The sequence below is a fragment of the Halalkalicoccus subterraneus genome (assembly GCF_003697815.1).
Classification (GTDB): domain Archaea; phylum Halobacteriota; class Halobacteria; order Halobacteriales; family Halalkalicoccaceae; genus Halalkalicoccus; species Halalkalicoccus subterraneus.
On record NZ_RDQG01000036.1, the window covers coordinates 1 to 20763 of the forward strand.

Annotated in this window: 27 protein-coding genes; 16 read left to right on the top strand and 11 right to left on the bottom strand. The window is 67.8% G+C overall.

Features of this window, described 5'->3' with window-relative positions; genetic code table 11:
• The 4 genes from EAO80_RS09360 to EAO80_RS09375 form a co-directional block, all read left to right on the top strand.
• Positions 1–699: phosphopantothenate/pantothenate synthetase (locus tag EAO80_RS09360; RefSeq protein ID WP_122089652.1), on the top strand; the 699-nt coding region annotated here is incomplete at its 5' end.
• A gap of 140 nt (positions 700–839) precedes the next feature.
• Positions 840–1415 (top strand): hypothetical protein, encoded by a 576-nt coding sequence (locus EAO80_RS09365; RefSeq protein WP_122089653.1) that lies wholly within the window; start codon positions 840–842, stop codon positions 1413–1415.
• A 74-nt stretch (positions 1416–1489) separates the two neighbouring features.
• Positions 1490–2428 carry a sulfide-dependent adenosine diphosphate thiazole synthase gene (locus EAO80_RS09370; protein ID WP_122089654.1) on the top strand — a complete coding sequence of 313 codons (939 nt, stop codon included), beginning with the start codon at positions 1490–1492 and terminating at the stop codon, positions 2426–2428.
• Between the two features lie 117 nt (positions 2429–2545).
• The gene (locus EAO80_RS09375) at positions 2546–2941 is read left to right on the top strand and encodes an acyl-CoA thioesterase (protein WP_122089655.1); all 396 of its coding nucleotides are present in this window, start codon (positions 2546–2548) and stop codon (positions 2939–2941) included.
• Here the strand turns inward: EAO80_RS09375 and EAO80_RS09380 are convergent.
• Genes EAO80_RS09380 through dcd form a run of 3 tightly spaced genes read right to left on the bottom strand, consistent with a single transcriptional unit; the run spans position 2936 to position 5138 of the window.
• Positions 2936–3586 (bottom strand): methyltransferase domain-containing protein, encoded by a 651-nt coding sequence (locus tag EAO80_RS09380; RefSeq protein WP_122089656.1) that lies wholly within the window; start codon positions 3584–3586, stop codon positions 2936–2938. The genes EAO80_RS09375 and EAO80_RS09380 overlap by 6 nt on opposite strands.
• The gene (locus EAO80_RS09385; protein WP_122089657.1) at positions 3583–4485 is read right to left on the bottom strand and encodes a thiamine-phosphate synthase family protein; all 903 of its coding nucleotides are present in this window, start codon (positions 4483–4485) and stop codon (positions 3583–3585) included. Before EAO80_RS09385 ends, EAO80_RS09380 begins: the two co-directional genes overlap by 4 nt.
• The gene (dcd, locus tag EAO80_RS09390) at positions 4482–5138 is read right to left on the bottom strand and encodes a dCTP deaminase (protein WP_122089658.1); all 657 of its coding nucleotides are present in this window, start codon (positions 5136–5138) and stop codon (positions 4482–4484) included. The genes EAO80_RS09385 and dcd overlap by 4 nt, the downstream gene beginning before the upstream one ends.
• Before the next feature lie 83 nt (positions 5139–5221).
• On the opposite strand from dcd, the gene pth2 reads away from it, so the two are divergent.
• Together pth2 and EAO80_RS09400 are read left to right on the top strand one after the other, a co-directional pair.
• Positions 5222–5560 (top strand): peptidyl-tRNA hydrolase Pth2, encoded by a 339-nt coding sequence (gene pth2 / locus EAO80_RS09395; protein ID WP_122089659.1) that lies wholly within the window; start codon positions 5222–5224, stop codon positions 5558–5560.
• Between the two features lie 53 nt (positions 5561–5613).
• A complete protein-coding gene (locus EAO80_RS09400) occupies positions 5614–6249 on the top strand; it encodes a DsbA family oxidoreductase (protein ID WP_122089660.1) in 636 nt (211 codons plus the stop codon).
• A gap of 1 nt (position 6250) precedes the next feature.
• On the opposite strand, the gene EAO80_RS09405 is transcribed toward EAO80_RS09400, so the two are convergent.
• Both EAO80_RS09405 and EAO80_RS09410 read right to left on the bottom strand, forming a co-directional pair.
• On the bottom strand, positions 6251–6823 hold the full coding sequence (locus EAO80_RS09405; RefSeq protein WP_245998547.1) for a small multi-drug export protein: 573 nt from the start codon (positions 6821–6823) through the stop codon (positions 6251–6253).
• A gap of 27 nt (positions 6824–6850) precedes the next feature.
• Complete coding sequence (locus EAO80_RS09410) at positions 6851–7192, bottom strand: thioredoxin family protein (RefSeq protein ID WP_122089661.1); 342 nt, start codon at positions 7190–7192, stop codon at positions 6851–6853.
• 101 nt (positions 7193–7293) lie between these two features.
• On the opposite strand from EAO80_RS09410, the gene mutS reads away from it, so the two are divergent.
• Entirely contained in the window at positions 7294–9915 is a 2622-nt protein-coding gene (mutS, locus tag EAO80_RS09415; protein ID WP_122089662.1) for a DNA mismatch repair protein MutS, read from the top strand.
• On the opposite strand, the gene nucS is transcribed toward mutS, so the two are convergent.
• Complete coding sequence (nucS, locus tag EAO80_RS09420; RefSeq protein ID WP_122089663.1) at positions 9912–10649, bottom strand: endonuclease NucS; 738 nt, start codon at positions 10647–10649, stop codon at positions 9912–9914. The two genes, mutS and nucS, sit on opposite strands and share 4 nt — an antisense overlap.
• Before the next feature lie 35 nt (positions 10650–10684).
• Positions 10685–11119: a DUF6735 family protein gene (locus EAO80_RS09425; RefSeq protein WP_122089664.1), complete on the bottom strand. Its 435-nt coding sequence runs from the start codon at positions 11117–11119 to the stop codon at positions 10685–10687.
• 263 nt (positions 11120–11382) lie between these two features.
• Here EAO80_RS09425 and EAO80_RS09430 point away from each other — a divergent pair, with 263 nt between their 5' ends.
• From EAO80_RS09430 to EAO80_RS09440, 3 genes are read left to right on the top strand one after another with little or no spacing between them, the layout of a single operon-like run.
• Complete coding sequence (locus tag EAO80_RS09430; protein WP_122089665.1) at positions 11383–12678, top strand: cobyrinic acid a,c-diamide synthase; 1296 nt, start codon at positions 11383–11385, stop codon at positions 12676–12678.
• 34 nt (positions 12679–12712) lie between these two features.
• Positions 12713–14044: a tRNA pseudouridine(13) synthase TruD gene (truD, locus tag EAO80_RS09435; RefSeq protein WP_122089666.1), complete on the top strand. Its 1332-nt coding sequence runs from the start codon at positions 12713–12715 to the stop codon at positions 14042–14044.
• A 40-nt stretch (positions 14045–14084) separates the two neighbouring features.
• The gene (locus EAO80_RS09440; RefSeq protein ID WP_122089667.1) at positions 14085–14588 is read left to right on the top strand and encodes a TspO/MBR family protein; all 504 of its coding nucleotides are present in this window, start codon (positions 14085–14087) and stop codon (positions 14586–14588) included.
• Between the two features lie 57 nt (positions 14589–14645).
• Here the strand turns inward: EAO80_RS09440 and EAO80_RS09445 are convergent, their stop codons facing one another.
• On the bottom strand, positions 14646–15413 hold the full coding sequence (locus tag EAO80_RS09445; RefSeq protein ID WP_122089668.1) for an aldo/keto reductase: 768 nt from the start codon (positions 15411–15413) through the stop codon (positions 14646–14648).
• Positions 15414–15490: 77 nt separating this feature from the next.
• On the opposite strand from EAO80_RS09445, the gene EAO80_RS09450 reads away from it, so the two are divergent.
• A complete protein-coding gene (locus EAO80_RS09450; protein ID WP_122089669.1) occupies positions 15491–16216 on the top strand; it encodes a DUF2103 domain-containing protein in 726 nt (241 codons plus the stop codon).
• Positions 16217–16237: 21 nt separating this feature from the next.
• Here the strand turns inward: EAO80_RS09450 and EAO80_RS09455 are convergent, their stop codons facing one another.
• Positions 16238–16678 (bottom strand): DUF5518 domain-containing protein, encoded by a 441-nt coding sequence (locus tag EAO80_RS09455; RefSeq protein WP_122089670.1) that lies wholly within the window; start codon positions 16676–16678, stop codon positions 16238–16240.
• 149 nt (positions 16679–16827) lie between these two features.
• Between EAO80_RS09455 and EAO80_RS09460 the strand changes: the two genes are divergently transcribed.
• From EAO80_RS09460 to EAO80_RS09480, 5 genes are read left to right on the top strand one after another with little or no spacing between them, the layout of a single operon-like run.
• On the top strand, positions 16828–17100 hold the full coding sequence (locus EAO80_RS09460) for an eL43 family ribosomal protein (protein ID WP_122089671.1): 273 nt from the start codon (positions 16828–16830) through the stop codon (positions 17098–17100).
• Positions 17097–17231 (top strand): DNA-directed RNA polymerase subunit P, encoded by a 135-nt coding sequence (locus EAO80_RS09465; RefSeq protein WP_122089672.1) that lies wholly within the window; start codon positions 17097–17099, stop codon positions 17229–17231. The genes EAO80_RS09460 and EAO80_RS09465 overlap by 4 nt, the downstream gene beginning before the upstream one ends.
• Positions 17228–17497 carry a KEOPS complex subunit Pcc1 gene (locus tag EAO80_RS09470; RefSeq protein ID WP_122089673.1) on the top strand — a complete coding sequence of 90 codons (270 nt, stop codon included), beginning with the start codon at positions 17228–17230 and terminating at the stop codon, positions 17495–17497. The genes EAO80_RS09465 and EAO80_RS09470 overlap by 4 nt, the downstream gene beginning before the upstream one ends.
• A 38-nt stretch (positions 17498–17535) precedes the next feature.
• Positions 17536–17937 (top strand): prefoldin subunit beta, encoded by a 402-nt coding sequence (locus EAO80_RS09475; RefSeq protein ID WP_122089674.1) that lies wholly within the window; start codon positions 17536–17538, stop codon positions 17935–17937.
• On the top strand, positions 17938–18186 hold the full coding sequence (locus EAO80_RS09480) for a DUF3194 domain-containing protein (RefSeq protein ID WP_122089675.1): 249 nt from the start codon (positions 17938–17940) through the stop codon (positions 18184–18186).
• Between the two features lie 30 nt (positions 18187–18216).
• On the opposite strand, the gene EAO80_RS09485 is transcribed toward EAO80_RS09480, so the two are convergent.
• Positions 18217–20118, bottom strand: coding sequence for a DUF2070 family protein (locus EAO80_RS09485; protein ID WP_122089676.1), 1902 nt, complete (start codon positions 20116–20118; stop codon positions 18217–18219).
• Between the two features lie 82 nt (positions 20119–20200).
• Positions 20201–20749 carry a GMP synthase subunit A gene (locus EAO80_RS09490; protein WP_122089677.1) on the bottom strand — a complete coding sequence of 183 codons (549 nt, stop codon included), beginning with the start codon at positions 20747–20749 and terminating at the stop codon, positions 20201–20203.
• Positions 20750–20763: the final 14 nt, after the last annotated feature.

A 20763-nucleotide genomic window follows, 5' to 3' on the forward strand; every position in this document is an offset into this window, starting at 1 on the left:
GTGACCCGCCACCGGATCGAGGACGGCGTCGAGAAGGGGATCACGAGCACGCAGGGGCTGATCGCACAGGGGCGCGGCGAGGCGTTCGACTACCTCTTGGGCGAACGGACCATCGACAGCGCCGACGCCGCCACCCGCGCCGCGGCTGCCCACCTTCTTTTGGCGCGCCACCCGGTACTTTCCGTCAACGGGAACGTCGCCGCGCTCTGTCCCGGCGAGATGGTCGACCTCGCGGAGGCGGTCGGCGCGGACCTCGAAGTCAACCTCTTCGGGCGAACCGAACAACGGGTCCAAGCGATCGTCGAGCACCTGCGTGACCACGGCGCAACCGGGGTCAAGGGGCTCGCGGCCGACGCTCGGATCCCAAACCTCTCACACGAGCGCGCGAAAGTGGATGCGGACGGGATCTACGATGCGGACGTCGTGCTCGTTCCCCTCGAGGACGGCGACCGTGCGGAGGCGCTGGGTGCGATGAATAAGACAGAGATCGTGATCGACCTCAATCCTCTCTCCCGCTCGGCCCGGGTCGCGGCGGTCCCGATCATTGACAACATCATTCGGGCCGTGCCGAACGTCGCACGCCACGCCCGCGAGCTTCGCGAGTCGGGTGCGGATCTCGAGGCGATCGTCGAGGCGTTCGACGCCGAGGCGACGCTCGCCGACGCCGAGCAGGTCATTCGTTCTTCGAGCGCCGACTGAGTTCGGCCGCTCGAGGGGAGATCGAACCGCAGGGCGACCGTGACGGCGGCGACGTATCGCCCGGGAAACGGGGCGGATGAACGGATACGGGCATCGACCCGGTCGACTAATGCGACGCTTCCCGTACGAACGGGTAGCCCATGGCCCACGACCCCTTTCCGACGGTGGACACGGATCGCCTCGAAACGGCTGGGTGGGTGCTCGACGAGCGAACCGACGATACCCTGTTCTCGCTCGCGTCGGTCCGCGTCGAGGGGCGGACACTCCTCTACGAACAGCCCGACCTCCGACGCCGGATCCGCGAAACCTGTGAGGAGGGAGACCTCCCGTGGCGGTTCTTCTTCGCGACCCGTCTCACGTTCGTGCCCCCGCTTGCCCCGGGGATCGGACCCATGAGCGTGTTTCCGATGGTGCTGTCCGAATCCCGCCGCGAGTTCGTCGCCGACCTCGAAGAGCAGGGGTTCGAGGCCGTCGAGCGCGAGCGAACCCAGCGAATGCGAATCGATTCGGGGGACCGGGTTCGACTCACGAAGTACGCCGCCCGATTCGAGACCGGCGACCTCGACACCGGGGTCGAGGCGTGGTTCGGCGTCTGGACCCGTTCCGGCGAGTTCCGGATCGCTGGCGGAGCCTACCCGACGGGCGAACTCCCCGTCGATCTCGATCCGACGAGCTACCGCGAGGAACTGCTCGACCTGATCCGGAGCGTCGCGTAGCTCACCGGTATCGTATCACTCCGACGAGAGCTACCGCAACGCCTTTCAACTACCCAGTAATATAACTTAGTGGTATGAGCCAGTACGAGCGCTTCAGCGACGTGGGCGAGGCGGACGTAACGCGCGCGATCGGCCAGGAGTGGACCGAGGAGTTCATGGACTTCTCGGATTCGGACGTCATCATCGTCGGGGGCGGCCCCTCAGGGCTGATGGCCGCGAAGGAACTCGCCGAGCGGGGCGTGAAGACGATGGTCGTCGAGAAGAACAACTACCTCGGTGGTGGGTTCTGGCTGGGCGGGTTCCTGATGAACAAGGTGACCGTGCGCCAGCCCGCTCAGGACGTTCTTGAGGACCTCGACGTCGACTTCAAGCTCGCGAGCGACACCGAAGGGCTCTACGTCGCGAACGGGCCCGAAGCCTGTTCGGGACTGATCAAGGCGGCGTGTGACGCCGGCGCGAAGATGCAGAACATGACGGAGTTCACCGACATCGTGATCCGTGAGGACCACAGAGTGGGCGGGATCGTGATGAACTGGACGCCGGTCCATGCCCTTCCACGGGAGATCACCTGTGTCGATCCCATCGCCGTCGAGGCGGATCTGGTGATCGACGCGACGGGCCACGACGCGATGGCGGTCACCAAACTCCACGAACGGGGCGTGCTCGATGCGCCGGGGATCGGCGACGCCGCGGCGAGTTCGGGCGGAATGGACGGGACCGACGACGATTCGTATGGCGCGCCGGGCCACGATTCCCCCGGACACGATTCGATGTGGGTCGGAAAGAGCGAGGATGCGGTCGTCGAGCATACCGGACTAGCGCACGACGGACTGATCGTCACCGGAATGGCGACCGCCACCACCTACGGTCTCCCGCGGATGGGCCCGACCTTCGGCGCGATGTTGCTGTCGGGAAAGCGCGCCGCCCAGGCCGCCCTCGACGAACTCGAAGTGGACTCCGATCCCGTCGAACTAACGGATCGGCAGGCCGCCGCGGCCGCGAGCGACGACTGATCAGCGATACGACCCTCAGTCCGAAAGGACCAGCATCTCCGTCGCCTCGGGCTAAAACTCGTAGGGAACCGGGACGGATCGCGGGAGTTATCTCCCTGATCCGTTTCGGACTACCCAATGGGTAGCTTCTCCTCCGACATTCAGGTCCGTTTTCGCGACATCGACGCCATGGGGCACGTGAACAACGCGGTCTACGCGACCTACGTCGAACAGGCCCGTACCGAGTACTTCAGACGGGTGCTCGACGAGGGCCTCGACGCCGTCTCGACCGTGCTCGCCTCGCTGGAACTCTCCTACGAGCGCCCGATCCTCCTCGACCAATCCGTGACCATCGAGATCGACGTCCCCGAGATGGGGCGGTCGAGCCTCCCGATGACCTACGAGGTCCTCGCCGACGGCGAGCGGGTGGCGACCGCCGAGTCGGTCCAGGTGTTTCTCGACCCCGAAACCGAGAAACCGAGTCCGATCCCCGAGCGCTTTCGCGAGCGCATCGCGGAGTTCGAGGGCTTATAGTACCGTCCCGGCGGTCAGCCGAACGAGTCCGAGCGCGCCGTCCGTGTGGACCGTCCGCTCACAGCGTCGTCCAACAGTTCTGTGCCCCACTGCAACCCGCCGGTCGAGTTCCTCGGTGGGATCGTTGAACCGACGCTTGCCCGGCGTCGAGGCGTAGACGAACGCCCGAAAGGGGAGGTTGATCAGCGGGCCGTACGCCCGGCGACTCCGTGCGGCGTTGAGCAGTGCGACCCGCCCGCCGGACCCGACGAACTCACACCAGCCCTCGACCACTGCCTCGGGATCGGGGAACATCCCCACGACGAAGGTGGCGACGACCGCATTCGCCCCCTGTAAGGGGGGAGCGGTGGCGTCCCCGCGCACGAGGTGAACGTTCTCCCAGCCCTCGCCGGCGACGTGCTCGCGTGCCCGGTCGAGCACGCCCCCCGAGACGTCCACGCCGATCACCGTTCCCTCGGGGCCGACTTCCTCTCTGAGAGAGGCGAGGTTCGCGCCGGTCCCACAGCCCATTTCCACGACTACGTCCCCGAGTTCGAGCTCCAGTGCCTCAGCCGTTCGTCTCCGCAACCCGGCGATTCCGGGGATCCCTCGCGAAACGTGATCGTAGAGGTCGGCCCACCGGGTGTAGAAGTCGGCGGCACTCATCGGAGCAGGGGTGTGATCGCCTCGGCTACCTCCGGGGCGTCCTCGCCGAGGACGTAGATCACGGGCTCGATCCCGAACCCGCCGGTCTGGGCGAGCACTGTCGCGTCGGGTTCCGATTTGAGCGCGGCGGCGATCGCCTCGTCCAGTTCCTCTTCGCCTTCGAACTCGACGACGGTGTGGCCCGTATCCGAGAGGAGCGCCGACAACGAGGGGTCGTACCGCACGTTCAGCGCCGCGTTCGCGTCGCTCCCGTGTTCTCGTGCCGTGAGGAGGACGTTCGCGACGTGCTCGCTGACGCCGAACTCCGGATCGCCGGGGATGGTCGCCCGCCCCTTCACGTCGAAGATCCGCCCCGGAACGCCCGCGACGTCGTCGATGGTGGTGGCCTCGGGGACGCACTCGACGAGGTTCGACCCGACGTTGGGGATCAGCCCCGCAAAGCCGCTTGCGTTCTCGAGGGCTCTGAGCCCCTGTCGGACCGACGAGAGCACTCGCTCGGTGGTCCGGAGTTCGCTTTCGGGATCGTGGATCCGGAACTCGCCCTCGTGGTCGGCGAGTTCGGGCATCGACTTCTCGTGGAGGCCCGCCATGAGATCCCCGCGGGTTTCGAGCCGGCGGATCAGCACTTCGGCCTCGATGAGTGCCTGCACCCGGCTCATGTCGCCCGTCGAGAGCCCCTCGCCGACCCGTGCGATGAGTTCCTCGACCCGGTCGTCCCCGAGGACGGCCTCGTTGCGGGCGACCTCGCCGTGGGCGTACTTCGAGACGGCACTCTGGCTGATACCGAGCATCCCCGCGACCTCGCTCTGGGTCAACCCCCGATCGCGGAGGTCCTCGGCGAGCATCGACCGGAAGGTCGGCAGGAACTCCTCGACGACGACCTCCTCGACGAACTTCATCGTCCCTTCCCCCCCGACTCGGCCGATCCGTCCGGAGCGGACTCGTCCTCACTGCCCTCGGCGGGTCGCTGATCGCCGCCGAACTCGTGATCGCCTTGAATCCGCGAGGCCTGTGGACCGCGCTGGTCCTGGTACTTCGAGCCGCGTCCCGACCCGTAGGGTCGCTCGGCGGGGTTTTTCATCTCGGTGAACACCAACTGGCTGATCCGCATCCCGGGGGTGAGCGCGACGGGCGCGGTCCCCAGGTTCGAGAGTTCGAGCGTGATCTGGCCCCGATACCCGGGATCACAGAGCCCCGCGGTGGCGTGGACCACGATGGCGAGCCGACCCAGCGACGAGCGACCCTCGACGTTGGCGAGCAGATCGGGGGGGATCTCGACGCGCTCCTTCGTGGTGCCGAGGACGAAGTCGCCGGGATGAAGGACGAACTCCTCGCCCTCGTCGATGACGGTTTCGGAGACGTATTCGGAGACCTCCTGCTCGCTACCCGGGTGGATACAGGGGATGTTCGCGCGCTGGAACTCCAGGAACTCGCGTCCGAGTCGCAGATCGACGCTCGCGGGCTGGATCTGCAGGTTGGGGTCGTCGAGGGGATCGATCACCAGATCGCCCCGTTCGAGGCGACGCAGGATATCGGCGTCCGAGAGGATCATACCCGAATCAATCGGGTGGGGTGGTGTAAACCTTCCCGATGGCGAGTAGCCACCGCTATAACCTTCGGCGAGCCAGAGACGATATGAAACAGGCGATCGTCGCCCGCACGGACATCGGCATGGGACAGGGAAAACTCGCCGCACAGGTCGCCCACGCCTCGCTGTCGGCCTACGAGGACACCGACAAGGGCGCGCGCACGGACTGGAAGGGCGGCGGCCAGAAGAAGGTCGTGCTGAAGGCCTCGGGCGAAAAGGAGATCTTCGAGCTCGCGGACCGCGCGGAGCGCGAGGGTGTGCCTCACGCGGTGATACGGGACGCGGGCCACACCCAACTCGAATCGGGCACCATCACGGCGCTCGCGGTCGGGCCCGCCGCCGACGATCGGGTGGATCGCGTGACGGGCCACCTCTCGCTGTTCTGATCCCGGGTCGCCGCGACCCGGCCGCTTTACCGGCTCGCCGCCCAACGGGAGCCATGAGCGAAACCACGGTCCAGAAGGAGCGGCTCACGATCTACGCCGACTACGTCTGTCCGTTCTGTTACCTCGGTCGAAAGTCCCTCGAACAGTACCAGGAAACCCGCGAGGACCCTCTAGAACTCGACTGGCAGCCCTTCGACCTGCGAAGCGACAAACGGGGGCCGGACGGTGAGATCGATCACTCGGTAGAGGACGGAAAGGACGAGGAGTACTTCGAGCAGGCGAAGGAGAACGTCCGGCGGCTACAGGAGGAGTACGGCGTCGAGATGGCCCAGGAGATCACGACGGCGGTCGACTCGCTGCCCGCACAGGCCGCCTCGCTGTACGTCAAAGAGCGCCACCCCGAGCGCTGGCAGGAGTTCGACGAGGCGATCTACGCGGCCCTCTGGACGGAGGGCCGGGACATCGGGGATCGAGAGGTGCTCGCCGACCTGATCGAGAACGCGGGACTCGATCCCGAGGAGGTACTCGAAGCGAGCGAGGACGACGAGATGCGCGAACGCCTCGACGAGCACTTCGCTGAGGCCCGCGAGCGAGGCGTGACCGGCGTACCGACCTTCGCCTACGACGGGTACGCCGCCCGGGGTGCGGTACCGCCCGAGCAGCTCGAACGATTGGTCGAGGGGGAGTGAGTCACAGTCCCGCGACGAAGTCGAAGCCGTAGTAGGAGACGGCGGTCAGGATCACCGTCCAGAGGGCGATGCTCGCTGTCAGCCACGCCCCGACGGCCCGTTTTTCGGAGCCGGTCGCGAGCGCGATGAGCGCCGCGAGATGCACCCCAGTGACCATCGGCGAGCAGAGCGCCAGCCCGGCCAGCCCGTAGCGGTCCCAGATGGCCCGTGCCCGACCTCCGGCCCGCTCGCGCGGCTCTCCCTCCGTCCGGCGCCTCGTCCACCAGGCCCGCACCCGGCCGTGGAAGGCGATGACCGCATAGACCGACAGGGCGTTCCCGAGGAAGGCGAAGACGGCGACAGCGACGGCGTTCATCCCGAGGCCGATCCCGACCGGGATCACGAGGAAGATCTCGAACCACGGGATCGCGGCGAACAGGAAGACCAGCGCGTAGCCCAGCGGTCCGCCCGATTCGACGAACAGGTCGGTGGCCGAGCGTGCGGCGGATACGGGTTCGATAGCGATCACGAGCAGTCCGACGACGAGCCATGGGGGGGACCGACGTCTCAGGATCGAAGCGACACGCATCGTCATCGTCTCAGACGCCGTCGGTTTTAGATCCTATCGATCGTCGGTGTGTTCCTCGATGAACCCGAGGATCTCCTCGGCGCCCTGAAAACCCTTCGCCAGCCGGGCCACCCGCTGACCGTCCTCGAACAGCACCAGCGTCGGGACGCTCCTGATGTCGTACTCCTCGACGAGCGAGAGGTCCGTCTCCGGGTTGAGCATGACGACCCTCGCGTCGGTCGCCCGCTCGACATTGCCCAGTACGGGCTCGATCGACTGACAGAGCGTACAGCCCTTGGTGTAGAACTCCGCGAGCACGACGTCGTGTCCGTCCACGATCCGGTCGAGCTCCTCGCCGGTATCGATTCGCAGCGGCGTTTCGGCGGTCGCGCTCATGGGTACCCTAGAAGCTCCATCCGGTTAGGTGGATCGCCCGGAATCGCCTCACGAGAGCTGGTTCCGAGGGGTATTTCCACCCGGAGAGCCTCCTCTCTCCCATGGACGCGGCGCTCGGCGCGCCGGAGAAGATGCGAGCGCGCCACGAGGAGCTGACGCCGATGATGCGCCAGTACTGCGATCTCTGTGCGCAGTACGACGGGTCGCTGGTGCTCTTTCAGGTGGGGGACTTCTACGAGACGTTCTGCGAGGCCGCCGAGGTCTCGGCGCGGCTCTTGGAGATCACGCTGACGAAACGCGAGGATTCCACAGGGAGCTACCCGATGGCGGGCATCCCGATCGGTAGCGCCGAATCCTACATCGAGACGCTGCTGGACGCCGGCTTCCGGGTCGCGGTCGCGGATCAGGTTCAGGACCCCGAGGAGGCGAGCGGCGTGGTCGATCGCGCCGTCACGCGGATCGTCACGCCCGGCACCCTGACCGAGGACGAACTACTGCGAAGCGAGGACAACAACTACGTCGCGGCGCTGGCTCGCGAGGGCGAGAGCGCGGACGGCGAGGAGTACGGGCTGGCCTTTCTCGACGTTTCGACCGGCGACTTCGTCGCCACTGGGTCGAGTTCGGAGGAGACGATCAGGGACGAGATCAGCCGCTTTGCGCCCGCTGAGGCGATCATCGATCCCGGGTTAGAGGGGTTCGACGGGTTCGACGCAGACTGCATGGTCACGCCGTACGACCCCTCGGCGTTCGAGCTCGAGGGGGCCCGCGAGCTGCTCGATTCGTACTTCGGCACCCCCGAAAAACGGCTGGCGAGCGACGCCGAGATCAGCGCCTGCGGCGCGCTGCTCTCCTACGCCGAGTACGCCCGCGGCGGGCAGGACGGCCGTCTGGACTACCTCAACCACCTCACTCGGTACGAGCCCCGCGAGTACATGCTGCTGGACCGGGTCGCACTCCGTAGTTTGGAACTGTTCGAGCCGCGGGCGGTCGGCGGCGACGGCGAGCACACTCTCTTGGGCGTTCTCGACGAGACCGCCTGCGCGCTCGGTCGACGAAAGCTCACCGACTGGCTGCGCCGGCCCCTGCTGGATCCCGACCGGATCGAGGCCCGACTCGACGCCGTCTCCGAGTGGACGACGCTCGTCGGCGCCCGCGAGGAGGTTTACGACCTCCTCTCGGAGGTCTACGACGTCGAGCGCCTGATCGCGCGGGTCTCGCGGGGTCGGGCCAACGCCCGGGACCTGCGCGCGCTGAAGGACACCCTCGATACGGTCCCGGAGATCCGCGCGGCGATGGAGGGCGTCGAGAGCAACACCCTCCGCGAACTCCGGGGAGAGCTCGACGAACTGGAGGAAGTGCGGGACTTGATCGACCGCGCGATCAGCGAGAGCCCGCCGATCGAGATCACGGAAGGCGACGTGATCGCGCCGGGCTACGACGCCGGTCTCGACGAGCTACGAGAGACCGAGCGCGAGGGCAAGGACTGGATCGACTCGCTCGAGAAACGGGAACGCGAGCGCACCGGGATCGACTCGCTGAAGGTCGGGTTCAACCAGGTGCACGGCTACTACATCGAGGTCACGAACCCCAACCTCGATCGGGTGCCCGAGGACTACACCCGCAGACAGACCCTGAAGAACTCCGAGCGCTTCTACACGCCCGAACTCAAGCGTCGCGAGGACGAGATCATGGCCGCCGAGGAGCGCGCCGACGACCTCGAGTACGAGCTGTTCGTCGAAGTGCGTCGGGAAGTCGCGGACGAGTCCGAGCGGGTGCAGGCGGTCGCCGAGACGCTGGCGACCCTCGACGTGCTGGTCTCGCTCGCCGACGTCGCCGCGAAGTACGGCTACGCCCGCCCCGATATCGACGAAAAACCGGGAATCGACATCGAGGGCGGTCGACATCCGGTCGTCGAGCGTACCCAGGAGTCGTTCGTTCCAAACGGGGCCGAACTCTCCCCAGAGGAACGCCTCGCGGTGCTGACGGGCCCGAACATGAGCGGGAAGTCGACCTATATGCGCCAGGTCGCGCTGATCGCCATCCTCGCCCAGATCGGGAGCTTCGTGCCCGCGAGCCGGGCTCGAATCGGGATCGTCGACCGGGTGTTCACCCGCGTGGGCGCGAGCGACGACATCGCCGGGGGCCGGTCCACCTTCATGGTCGAGATGAGCGAGCTCGCGACCATCCTCAGAGGGGCCAGCGAGCGCTCGCTGGTCCTGCTCGACGAGGTCGGACGGGGAACGAGCACCGCCGACGGGCTGGCGATCGCCCGCGCCATCACCGAGTACGTTCACGACGAGGTCGGCGCTATGACGCTCTTTGCGACCCACCACCACGAGCTCACCGCGCTCGCCGACGAACTCCCTAGTGCCTTCAACCTCCACTTCGCGGCCACCCAAACCGACGACGGCGTCACCTTCCGTCACGACGTCTCGCGGGGAGCTGCCACTGCGTCGTACGGGATCGAGGTCGCACGCGCTGCGGGCGTGCCCGAGCACGTCGTCGAGCGCTCGCGCGCGCTCGTCGCGGAGGACGCTCTGGAGAACGCGACCGACGGCGGACGCGCTGTCGGCGACGACGGTACGGGGTCGGCCCCGGCTCCTTCGGAACCGATGTCCGATCCCCTCGCCGATGAACTCCGCTCGCTCGACGTCGCGAACATGACGCCCATCGAGGCGTTGACGACGCTCGACCGGCTGAAACGCGAGGTCAACGAGGATTAAGGCGAGAGCGCGACGAACTCGAACCCCTTCTTCGCGAGCAGCCGGCGGGCACGATCCGTCACCGAGGGTGCGACCAGTATCCCGCGGATCTCGACGCCGGCATGGAGGTCGCGTTCGAGCGCCTCGGCGTAGCGGTTCAGCTGGCCGACCGCGTCGGGACCGACCCGTCGGCGTTTCAGTTCGAGGATCACGACCCGGCCCTCCCGGTCCTCTCCATAGATATCGATCGCGCCAGCCGGAGTGTTCCGTTCGGTGGCGAGCGGCCGAAAGCCCGCCTCGATCAGTTCGGGCTCCTTCAGGATCCGGCGTTTCATGTCCTCCTCGGTCCCCGTCACCGAGAGCTCCGCGCCGCCCTCGCCGTCGGCCCCGACGTCGAAGACCGCGAGATGGGCGACCCGCTCGAAGCGCACCGCGAGCTTCTCGTCGGGGTTCGAGCGCCGGCTGTGGAGTTCGAGGGTTCCGTCCTCGAGTCGCGCCTCCTGCTCGCTGCCCGGGGGCTGCCAGTTGATCGGCTTCTGGCCCTCGTCGGTGTGGACCAGTACCGTTCCGTCGGGTTTGCACATGACGTGGCGTCGTCCGGGTCCCAGGCTGCTCTCCGCGCGGCCGTCGTACTCGACGGTGCACTCGCCGAAGAGCGTCGCCAGCGCGCCCCGCTCGATCGCGCTCGCCAGCCGGTCGTGGGCCTCCGCGGCGCTCGGTTCCGAGAGCGCGACGATCTTCTCGGTCGCTGTCACTGTCGTCCCTACCGACTCCGCGGGTAAAAGCCACGCTATCGCTGCGGAACGACCACTTCCGTCGTCCCGGCGAACCCCCGGACCCGGCTCTCGAGGTAAACCCACGCGGCCCGTTCGTCGAGCAACCCCGATTCGATCGCGTCGCCGAGCGTTGCCTTTATCGCATGGGTCCAGCCCCTGAGGTACTCCTCGCTCAGTCCCGCTTCGGGCCTGAGAGCGATACAGGCCCCGCCCATCGGGGTCAGGGAGTCGGCCGTTGGGACCGAGAACGGGAGGACGAAGTAGTCCGTCTCCCGATCCTCGCGGACGACGACCGTTTCATGGCTCCGAAAATCGACGGACTCGAAGACCGCGCGCCGCGAGAGGGCGCTCGCGACCGGCTCCGCCTCCCGCTCGGAGTGCTCGCGGCACTCGGCGAGCGTGTAGGCGCCGTTGGCGAGCCGCTCGGCGACGAGGGTTCTGCGGGCCACGCCCCCCTTGGCCCCGCCATCGCGTATAAACCTCCGTGGCTATCCGAACCGGGCAGGCGAGAGCGGCTTGAGGAGTCCCCTGTCGTTCCCGAGCAACCGATCCGCGAACAGGTCCGCCACCGCCGGCGCGAGGTCACGCCGAGCCCGCTCATGGCCGTCGCAATGGGGAGTCCTCGATCCTTGTCGCGCCGACCAGCGGTCGTCCGTCGGGGGTGATAATAGTTCCCGTGGCGTTGATACCCCGGGGCTGCGTGTGTCGGGGTATGAAGGGATTCGTCATCGCGGGGACCGCCTCGGGCGTTGGGAAGACCGTCGCCACGCTCGCGGCGATCCGCGCGCTTTCCGCGGCGGGCTACACCGTCCAGCCGGCGAAAGCCGGCCCCGACTTCATCGACCCGAGCCACCACGCTGCGGTCGCCGGGCGCGCCTCGCGCACGCTCGACCCGTGGCTCTGTGGCGAGTCGGGAATGGCGAGAAACTACTACCGCGGCGAGGGCGAGGTCTGCGTCGTCGAGGGGATGATGGGGCTGTACGACGGCGATACGAGCACCGCCCGGATCGCCGAACGCCTCGATCTGCCCGTCGTCCTCGTCTGCGATGCGAGCGCCGGCATGGAGAGCGTCGCCGCGAGCGCCCTTGGCTTTCAGGAATACGCTTCCTATGCCGGCCACGACATCGACGTGGCGGGGATCGTCGCCGGGCGGGCCCACGGTGGGCGCCACGAGCGGGGGATCCGCGAGGCGCTGCCCGATTCGCTCGCGTATTTCGGACGGGTTCCGCCGACCGAGGGGCTCGAGATCCCTGAACGCCACCTCGGACTCCACATGGGCGGGGAGGCCCCCATCGATCTCTCGACGCTCGACGAGGCCGCCGCCCACCTCGATAGCGAAGCGCTCGCCGAGGTCGCGCGTGCACCGCCGCGACCCGACCCCGTCGAACCGTCCCCCGCCACCGGAAAACGGGTCGCGGTCGCCCGCGACAGCGCGTTCTGCTTTCGGTATCCCGCGACGATCGAGCGCCTGCAGGAACGCGGCGAGGTCGTCCCCTTCTCGCCCGTACGGGGCGACGCGCTGCCCGACTGTGACGGCGTCTACCTCCCCGGCGGCTACCCCGAACTGTACGCTGGCGCGCTCGCCGAGAGTTCCGCCCTCGAAACCCTCGCCGAGCGCGCGGGCGAGGGACTGCCCGTCTTCGGGGAGTGTGGCGGGATGATGGCGCTTTCCGAGTCCCTGACGACCGTCGAGGACGAGAGCTACCGGATGGCCGGGGTCCTCCCTGCCGACATCGAGATGCGCGAGCGGTATCAGGCGCTCGATCACGTCGAACTCCGGGCGCGCGAGGATACCCTGTCCGCCAGGGCAGGCCAGTCCCTCCGGGGCCACGAGTTCCACTATTCGAGTGCCGAGGTGGGTTCGGATGCTCGCTTTGCCTTCGACGTCGAACGCGGGAACGGGATCGACGGCGAGCACGACGGCCTGATCGAGTACGACGTGCTCGGAACCTACGCCCACGTCCACGCCGAGAGCGGCGCGTTCGATCGCTTCTGCGAGGCGCTCTGAGAGGGTTTATCCGCCCGCCGGGACGAGATCCGGTATGAACGATCGTCTCCGAGCCGCACATCCCACGGAGCGCGAGGTCGGCATGGAGTACTACGCCAGTAGCGCCGAGGGGATCGGCGGGACGATTCGCGACCGCGACGAGGACTTCCGGGTCCGCGAGATCGAGGACTTTTCGACCCAGCCGATCGACGCCGACCCCGACGCCTACCCGCATCTCGTGATCCGCGCGACCCTCCGGGGCTGGGACACCAACGACTTCGCTCGCCGGCTCTCCGATGCAATGGGGGCGAGCCGCGAGCGGGTCTCGTGGGCCGGCACGAAGGACAAACGCGCCGTGACGACCCAGCTGTTCAGCGTCATGAAGGGCGATCCCGATGCGCTTCCCGACATCCGTGACGCGGAGATCGAGGTGGTCGGGCGCGCCGGTCGGGACCTGCAGTTCGGCGACCTGGCGGGCAACGCCTTCGAGATCCGGGTTCGCGACGGCGATCCCGAGCGGGTCGACGCGATCACCGAGGAACTGCGCGCGTTCGGCGGCGGTTCCGTCGGCGTGCCGAACTACTTCGGCCAACAGCGCTTCGGCAGTCGTCGGCCCGTCACCCACCGGGTGGGCCTGGCGATCGCCCGCGAAGACTGGCGCGGCGCGGTCATGGAGTATCTCGGCAATCCCCGCGAATCGGAGCCCGAGGACACGCAGGCGGCCAGAGGATACGTCGGCGAGACGGAGGACTGGGCGGGCGCGCTCGAACGTTTCCCGCGAAAGCTCGGGTTCGAGCGCGCCATGCTCCACCGGCTGGTCGAGGACGGGGCGACAGAGCCCGAGGACTTCCGCGCCGCCCTCGAAACCGCGCCCACCAACCTCCAACGGCTGTTCGTCAACGCCGCCCAGTCCTCCGTGTTCAACCGGATCTTGAGCGAGCGGCTGAAACGGGGCCTGCCGTTCGACCGCGCGGTCGCGGGCGACGTGGTCTGTTTCTCGGATGCCGCCGCTCCGGAGGGTCTCGTGCGCCCCGATACCGGCAGAACCCAGCGTGTGACTGAAAACCGTGTCGAGACGATAAACCGCCACGTCGAGCGCGGGCGGGCGTTCGTCACCGCGCCGCTCGTCGGCACCGAAACCGAACTCGGCGCGGGCGAACCGGGCGGGATCGAACGCGAAGTGCTCTCGGAAGTCGGCATTTCAACTGCCGATTTCGAGCTGCCCGGCGAGTTCGGCTCGACCGGCACCCGCAGAGCGATCCTGCTGACGACCGACCTTTCGGTCGAGGACGACCCGCTCGCGTTCGACTTCGTGCTCCCGAGCGGCTCGTATGCGACCGTTCTGCTTCGCGAGTACTTGAAGTGTGACCCGCGCGATCTGGGCTGAGACGGGGTAGATTCATCCTCGTGGCGGTCCTACAACGGGTATGACAGAGTTCTCAGTCGCCGGCGTTCGGATCACCCGTCGCGAGGTCCTCGGTGCGCTCGCGGCCGCCGTCCTGATCAACCTGGTCGGGGCGCTCGGCGTTCCCTTTACGACCCCCGACAGCGCGTGGTTCCAGGCGCTCGACAAGCCGTGGTTCTACCCGCCGGGTGCGGCCTTCGGCGTCGTCTGGACGGTCCTCTTTTCGCTCATGGGGATCGCCGCGTTCCTCGTCTACCGCCACGGTGTCGAGAACCGCGCGGTGAGGATTGCCCTCGGCCTCTTCGCCCTCCAGATGGTCGTCAACGTCGCGTGGTCGCCGGCGTTTTTCGCCGCCCAAGAGCTCCTGCTCGCGTTCGGGATCATCGTCGTCCTCTGGGCCCTGATCGTCGCGACCATCGCCGCCTTCTCGTGGGTAGACCGCCGCGCGGCCCTCCTGTTGGTTCCGTACCTCGCGTGGGTCTCCTTTGCGGCCGTGTTGAACTACTCGATCTGGGCGCTCAACTAGCCCTCCTCGAAACTCGTTCCCCTCCGGAGCTACTCGCAGGACGGGTTTGAACCGTTACTACTCGAACAGCTTCCCTTCCTCACCGATCCCGTCGATGCGCGCCCGCTCTTCGCGTGTAAGCTCGATTCCACCGGCCACGAGGTTCGCCTCCAGATGGTCGACGCTGCTCGCCTTCGGGATCGGGACGACGCCATCCGTGCCCGCGAGCCACGCGAGGCTCACCTGCGCCTCGCTGATCCCGCGCTCGGCGGCGATCCCTCCCAGAACGGGATCGTCGAACACCTTCCCTTGGGCCAGCGGCGAGTACGCCACGAGCGTGTGGCCGTCCTCGCGGGCGTATTCGAGCAGATCGTCCTCCCGGTAGAACGGGTGGCGCTCGACCTGGTTGGCGGTGATCGGCGAATCGAGGATCTCACTAGCTTCCTCGAACTGGGCGGTGGTGAAATTGCTCACGCCGACGTGCTCGATCAGCCCTTCGGCACGGAGCTCGTCGAACGCCGGCAGCGTCGCCTCGGGATCGTAGGCCTCGATCGGGCGGTGGACGTAGAGCAGGTCGACGCGGTCGAGACCCAGTCGGTCGAGGCTCTCCTCGGTACTCCGGCGCACGTCTTCGGGCGCGAGGTCATCGGCCCAGACCTTCGTCGCCACCGTCAGCTCCTCGCGGGGCACGTCGGCGCGGGAGATTCCCTCGCCGACGACGTCCTCGTTCTCGTAGATCTGGGCGGTGTCGAGGTGGCGATAGCCGATCTCGATCGCGCGGGCGATGGCGTCCGGGTCCTCGATGCCCATCGTGCCGAGGTCGATCTCCGGGAGCTGTAGTTCCATGTCCTCCCCTCGGGAGCCCGCGTCGAATGGCTGTCGGAAGCGGTCGGGTTTTACCCCAGGGAGCGGTAGGGAGTCCAATGCGGTGTCGCGCGTGTCACTCGGAGATCGACAAACCGGGCGATTACTGTCTGGTCTGTCGCTCGCCGAACGCCGACGGCGTGGTCTGCGAGATCGCCCGCGACCGGGTCGCGCTGACGATGCTCCACGAGGACGAGATCCTCGGCGAGACGATCATAACTACCGTTCCCGAATCCGGCGATCCCGCCGAGGTCGTCGAGCGCCGGAACTTCGCGGGCCGGGTCGCAGACGAGATCCGGAGGAAACGTCCCGAGGCTGTCTACGCCGCCGGGGATCGCGAGGTCCTCCGGGAGGTCCGCGCCCAGTTGCACTACGACTTCTATCGCGTCTCGGACGACGACCCCGTCGAGGCCGTCCGCAGTCGGCTCGGCGAGCCCGCGCTCGCGACCGTCGAAACACCGCCGAAGGAGAAGATCGGCGGCAGCCACTCGACGCTGATCGGCGGGCGCACAGGGATGAAGGTGATCCACCACGTCGCGGGCCATCCACACGTCAAGAAGGTGATCCCGGGACCGATCGACGCCGGCGGCAGCGGCTCGCGTTCGGGGTTGCGTGCGAAGGCGACCCGCGCCGGACGAAACGGCAACGTCCGGCTGCTGTTGCGGGACGGGTCGAGCGTGCAGGAGAACCGGGTCGTGACGACCGCCCCCGACCGCGAGACCGGCGAGCGGGTCCGGGCGGACTTAAACGACCTTCTCGAGGAGGAGGGCTACGGCGTGAGTTAGCCGAAATCCGGCCGGATTCAGTCAGTTCCTGACGGCGATCCTCCGAACGCGATCCACGAGCCGGTGTAGTAGGTCGCCGCCGACTGCACACAGGGCTCCCACTACCACTACTAACAGAACCCCGCCGATCAGGACGATCGGGCCGGCGACGAGGAGAAACGCCAGTCCGAACGAGTCCGAGAGAGGCTGGCTGATGAGGTCGATCACCCACCAGACGACGACCGGGATTATACCGACAAGCGCGGTCTGTGCCCCGGCATGAGTGGATCCCATTGGCCGGTCCGCAGAGAGATAGCCGGCGAGCACACACGCGAGGAAGAGCGCCTCGCCCTCGACTGAGCTCGGATCCTCCTGCCAGTTGAGGGCGACGGTCGCCGGGATCGAGGCGAGCCCGAGCAGCGTCGCCGTTCGCAGATCGTCGTCGAACCACTCGGCGACGTTCCACGAGGACGTGGTCGGCATCACCTACGAAATATACGTCATCTGACTTGATCGTTCGGGCTCGGCCGCGTTGCGGACGGCCCGAGGCGATCCGTACCCGGCGGTTTCGGACCCGGAGAGGGGTGCGGTTCAACAGGCTTATGTGCGCCCTGCGGGTAGTGACTGCCACTATGGCTAGAAGCAAATCGGGACGCGTCGGCAGCGCGGGACGCTTTGGCGCGCGCTACGGTCGCGTCGCACGCCGCCGGGTCGCGGAGATCGAGGACGACATGGAACACGCCACCGTCGACGGCGACGACGTCACCCGCGTGGGGACGGGCATCTGGAAGAACGAGGAGACCGGAGAGGTCTTCGCGGGCGGCGCCTACCGACCCCAGACGCCCGCCGGGCGCACCGTCTCGCGCTCGATCCGCGCGGCCCTCGACGAGTCGGACGACGAATGAGCTACAAGTGTTCGCGGTGCAAACGCGACGTCGAACTCGACGAGTACGGCGGCGTCCGCTGTCCGTACTGCGGCCACCGCGTGCTCCTCAAGGAGCGCAGCCGCGACGTCAAGGAAGTCGGCGTCGAGTGACGTCCGATCGGCTCCACGACGCTTCTCTTCGCTTCGACTACGATGACCAGCGCCGCGCCCGCCTCGTCGAGCGCTCGGTCCGTCCCGAACTCGAGGAGCTGGCCGACGAGCGCTCGCGGGCGTCCGTCTCACGGGACGGGGCGACCCTGTCTGTTCGGATCGAGGCGGGAGATCTCGTTGCCCTACGTGCGGCGGCGAACACCTGGCAGACGCTTATCGAGGTCGCAGAGCGGAGCGCGGCGGCGGTCGACCTCGTCGAGACGTAAAACGGGGGTTTTTCAGTCCGGACCACCTCGGTCGGGGTATGCAGGGTAACCTACCGCCGGAAGCACAGGAGAAACTCGAACAGCTCCAGGACCTTCAGGAGACGGCCCAGCAGGTCGCCACCCAGAAGAACCAGACCGAATCGACCCTCAACGACTCGCAGAACGCCCTCGAAACCCTCGAGGACGTCGACGAGGACACTATGATGTATCGCGAGGCCGGCGAGCTGCTGATCGAGACCGACCGCGAGACCGCAGAGGAGGAGCTCTCGGAGAAGGTCGACAGCCTCGAAGTCCGCCTCGAGACGCTCAAGAAACAGGAAGAGCGCGTCCAAACCCAGTTCGAAGAGCTCCAGGAGGAGCTCCAGCAGATGCTCGGCGGCGCGGGCGGCGGCCCCGCGGGCCCGGCAGGCGGCCCCAGCCCCGGCCCCGGCGGCGCGTAGATGGAACCCGCAGACGAAGAGGTCGTGCGAACAGCGGCTGAGGCCGCAGAAGGGCTGGTCTTTTCGCGGTATCGCCGCTCCGAAGTCGACGACCTCGACGTGACGGTGCGCTTCGAGGAGGGGATCCTCGAGGTCGACGTCTACCTGAACGTCGAGGACGAGAACGCGGACCGAGTCGCAGAGGACGCCGTCGCGGCCGCCGAGTCGGCCGTCGACGAGCTGTTCGCCGAGGACGGCGGATCCGAGTGAGCTGATCTCAGAAAGGCGCCTCGGCACGTTTTACGTCAGGACCAACAGCAGGAGGCTCACGGCCAGGACGGCGACGGTGACCGCGACGGCGAACGCGCTGCCGAGCGTCACCGCCGCGTTGGCCGTGCTGGCGAGCGATTCGGTCCGGTCGTTGCCGAACACCGTTACTGCGGTTCGTTCGCTCGCCAGCCCGGCCTCGACGGGTTCGAGGTCGTCGAGCGCGGTCCCGACCAGTCGGCCCACGAGCGCCTCGAGGTCGTCGTGATCGATCGCGGCTCCGACCTGGTTCGTCGCCTCGACCGTGTTGACGACGTGGGTATCGGTGGTCAGCACCTCCGCGGCGTCGACCCCGTCGAGCGCCCCCAGGAGCCGGTCGCGAAGCCCCGGCTCCATGTTGTTGCCGTCGATCAGCACGTAGGCGGTGGTGTGATCGCCGACCGCGACGACGGCGACCCGCACGCCGAGCGGACCGATCCCCTCCTCTGGCGTCCACTCGGTTCGATCCCAGGCGGTCCCCAGGCGGAGTCGGCCGTCGTCACCGTCGACCATTCGCTCGCCGGCCTCGGTCGCGGCCTCGATGAGGTCGAACGAGCGCGTGCTGCCGGGCGTGACGTGGCCCAAATCGGGGCCGGACAGCCCGTTGTTGCTGTTGTGGGCGTCCGCGACGAGCGCGTCCTCGAGGCCAGCGGCCCGCGCTTGCGCCCGGGCGGTGAGCCCGACGCCGTAGTCGACGTCGTCGGCGAACCCCGGCGCGAACGTCGAGACCAGCAGGCCGCCGTCGCCGAAGCGCTGGCCGAGCACCGACGCCTCGCCCGCCCGGACGCGGACGCCCGCGCTCGCGCTCGGGGCGTAGTCGATCCGGTCGTGGGCCCGTCTGGCCGCTTCGAGCAGCGAGTCCACCTCGCGCTCGGTGACGAGGTTGAAGTCGTGGCCGGCGGTCGCGTGCGGGGGAAACGCGAGCCCGTCGGCCTGCCGGGCGATCCGGGTCGGGACGTTGCCGCCGCCGATCTCGCCCATCGGCCCCGGATGGATCATCGGGAGGACGAACCGGGCCTTTTCCTCGCCGCCCGGTCGGCGAAAGGCGAGCACCGTGACCGGGACGATCGCCTCCTCGCCGAGCTGCTCGAAGAACACCTCGAGCTCGCGAGAGCCCTCGGCGACGTGGCCGATGAAACCCCGGAGGAAATCGAGCACCGAGACGCCGAAGCTGCGCCGCCACGGCCGGTCGATGGCCGCGAGAAAGAGGTGGACGCCGAGGGCATACAGCGCACAGAGAACGATCAGAAGCGAGAAATGTCGCGGTGCGAGCCCCGTGAGCGCCGCGGGCGCCTCCTCGGTACGGATCAGATAGGGTCGAAGCGAGCCGTCGAAAACCGGGCCGCCGATCTGGACGTACCGGTAGGTACCCCCGTAGACGAACAGCAACGCGGCCGCGACGGCGGTCTGGATGCCCGCGGGGATCGTGGCCACGGGCAGCGACGAACGGGACACCGCCATCACCACGAGCAGGCGCACGGCGAACACCGACGCCAGCCCGACGACGAGCGCGTCGAAGATGAACGGCTGGCCGAGACCGACGAGCGTCCCGACGACGTCCGCACACACCAACACGGCGACGACGAGCAGCTCCCCCGCGAGCGCGAGCAGCGCAGACCGGTTCGGCGTGAACTGCCCGCCGAGAAACCGATCGACGCCGGTCGTCGCGACCGCCGCGACGATCGTCGGCACCCAGACGTAGAAGATCCCCTGCCAGGCGTCGTGGCCGACGACCCGAAGCTCGGCGATCGGTGCGGTGGCTCCCGCCGCCGAATCGAACGACGCGACGCCGACTACGGCCGCGACACACAGCCCGACCGCCAGGCTGGCGTGCCACCGTGGCGCCCGAAAGACGTACCGCGAGAGGTCGGCGAGATCGCTCTGGGCCGCCGTCATTCTCTACGCCTCCGGTTGCCAGCAGGGTAAACGTTCGCTCGTGGCGCTCGCGAGCCCGGGGGCGGCTTCCCGACCGGCCGGTTCAGTCACGACAGCGGGCGGCGAAGTTCTCGAAGACTTCCTCGCCCTCCTCGGTGTGGGCGACTTCGGGATGCCACTGGACCCCGTAGAGCTCCCGCCGTTCACACCCCATCGCTTCGATCCCACAGATGTCGCTTTTCCCGGTGAGCGTAAACCCCTCGGGCAGCTCTTTGACCTCGTCGCCGTGGGACGCCCAGACGCGGGTTTCGGGCGCGAGTGAGCCGACCAGTGGATCGGTTTCGTCGACGATCTCGACGGTGACGTCGGCGTAGCCGCCGTACTCGCCGCTGCCGACCCGGCCCCCGAGCTCGTCGGCGATCACCTGCATGCCGAGACAGATCCCTAGCACTGGAACGTCCAGATCGAGGTACTCTCCGCAGTTGCCCGCTCGGTCGATGTCCGGCCCGCCCGAGAGGACGAGCCCGTCGGCGTCGATCTCCTCGGGCGGCGTGTCGTTGTCGATCGTTTCCGTATCGATCCCGAGGTCGCGCAGCGCGCGACCTTCGAGGTGGGTGAACTGGCCGTGGTTGTCGACCACGTCGATTCGCATACCCTGGGTAACTG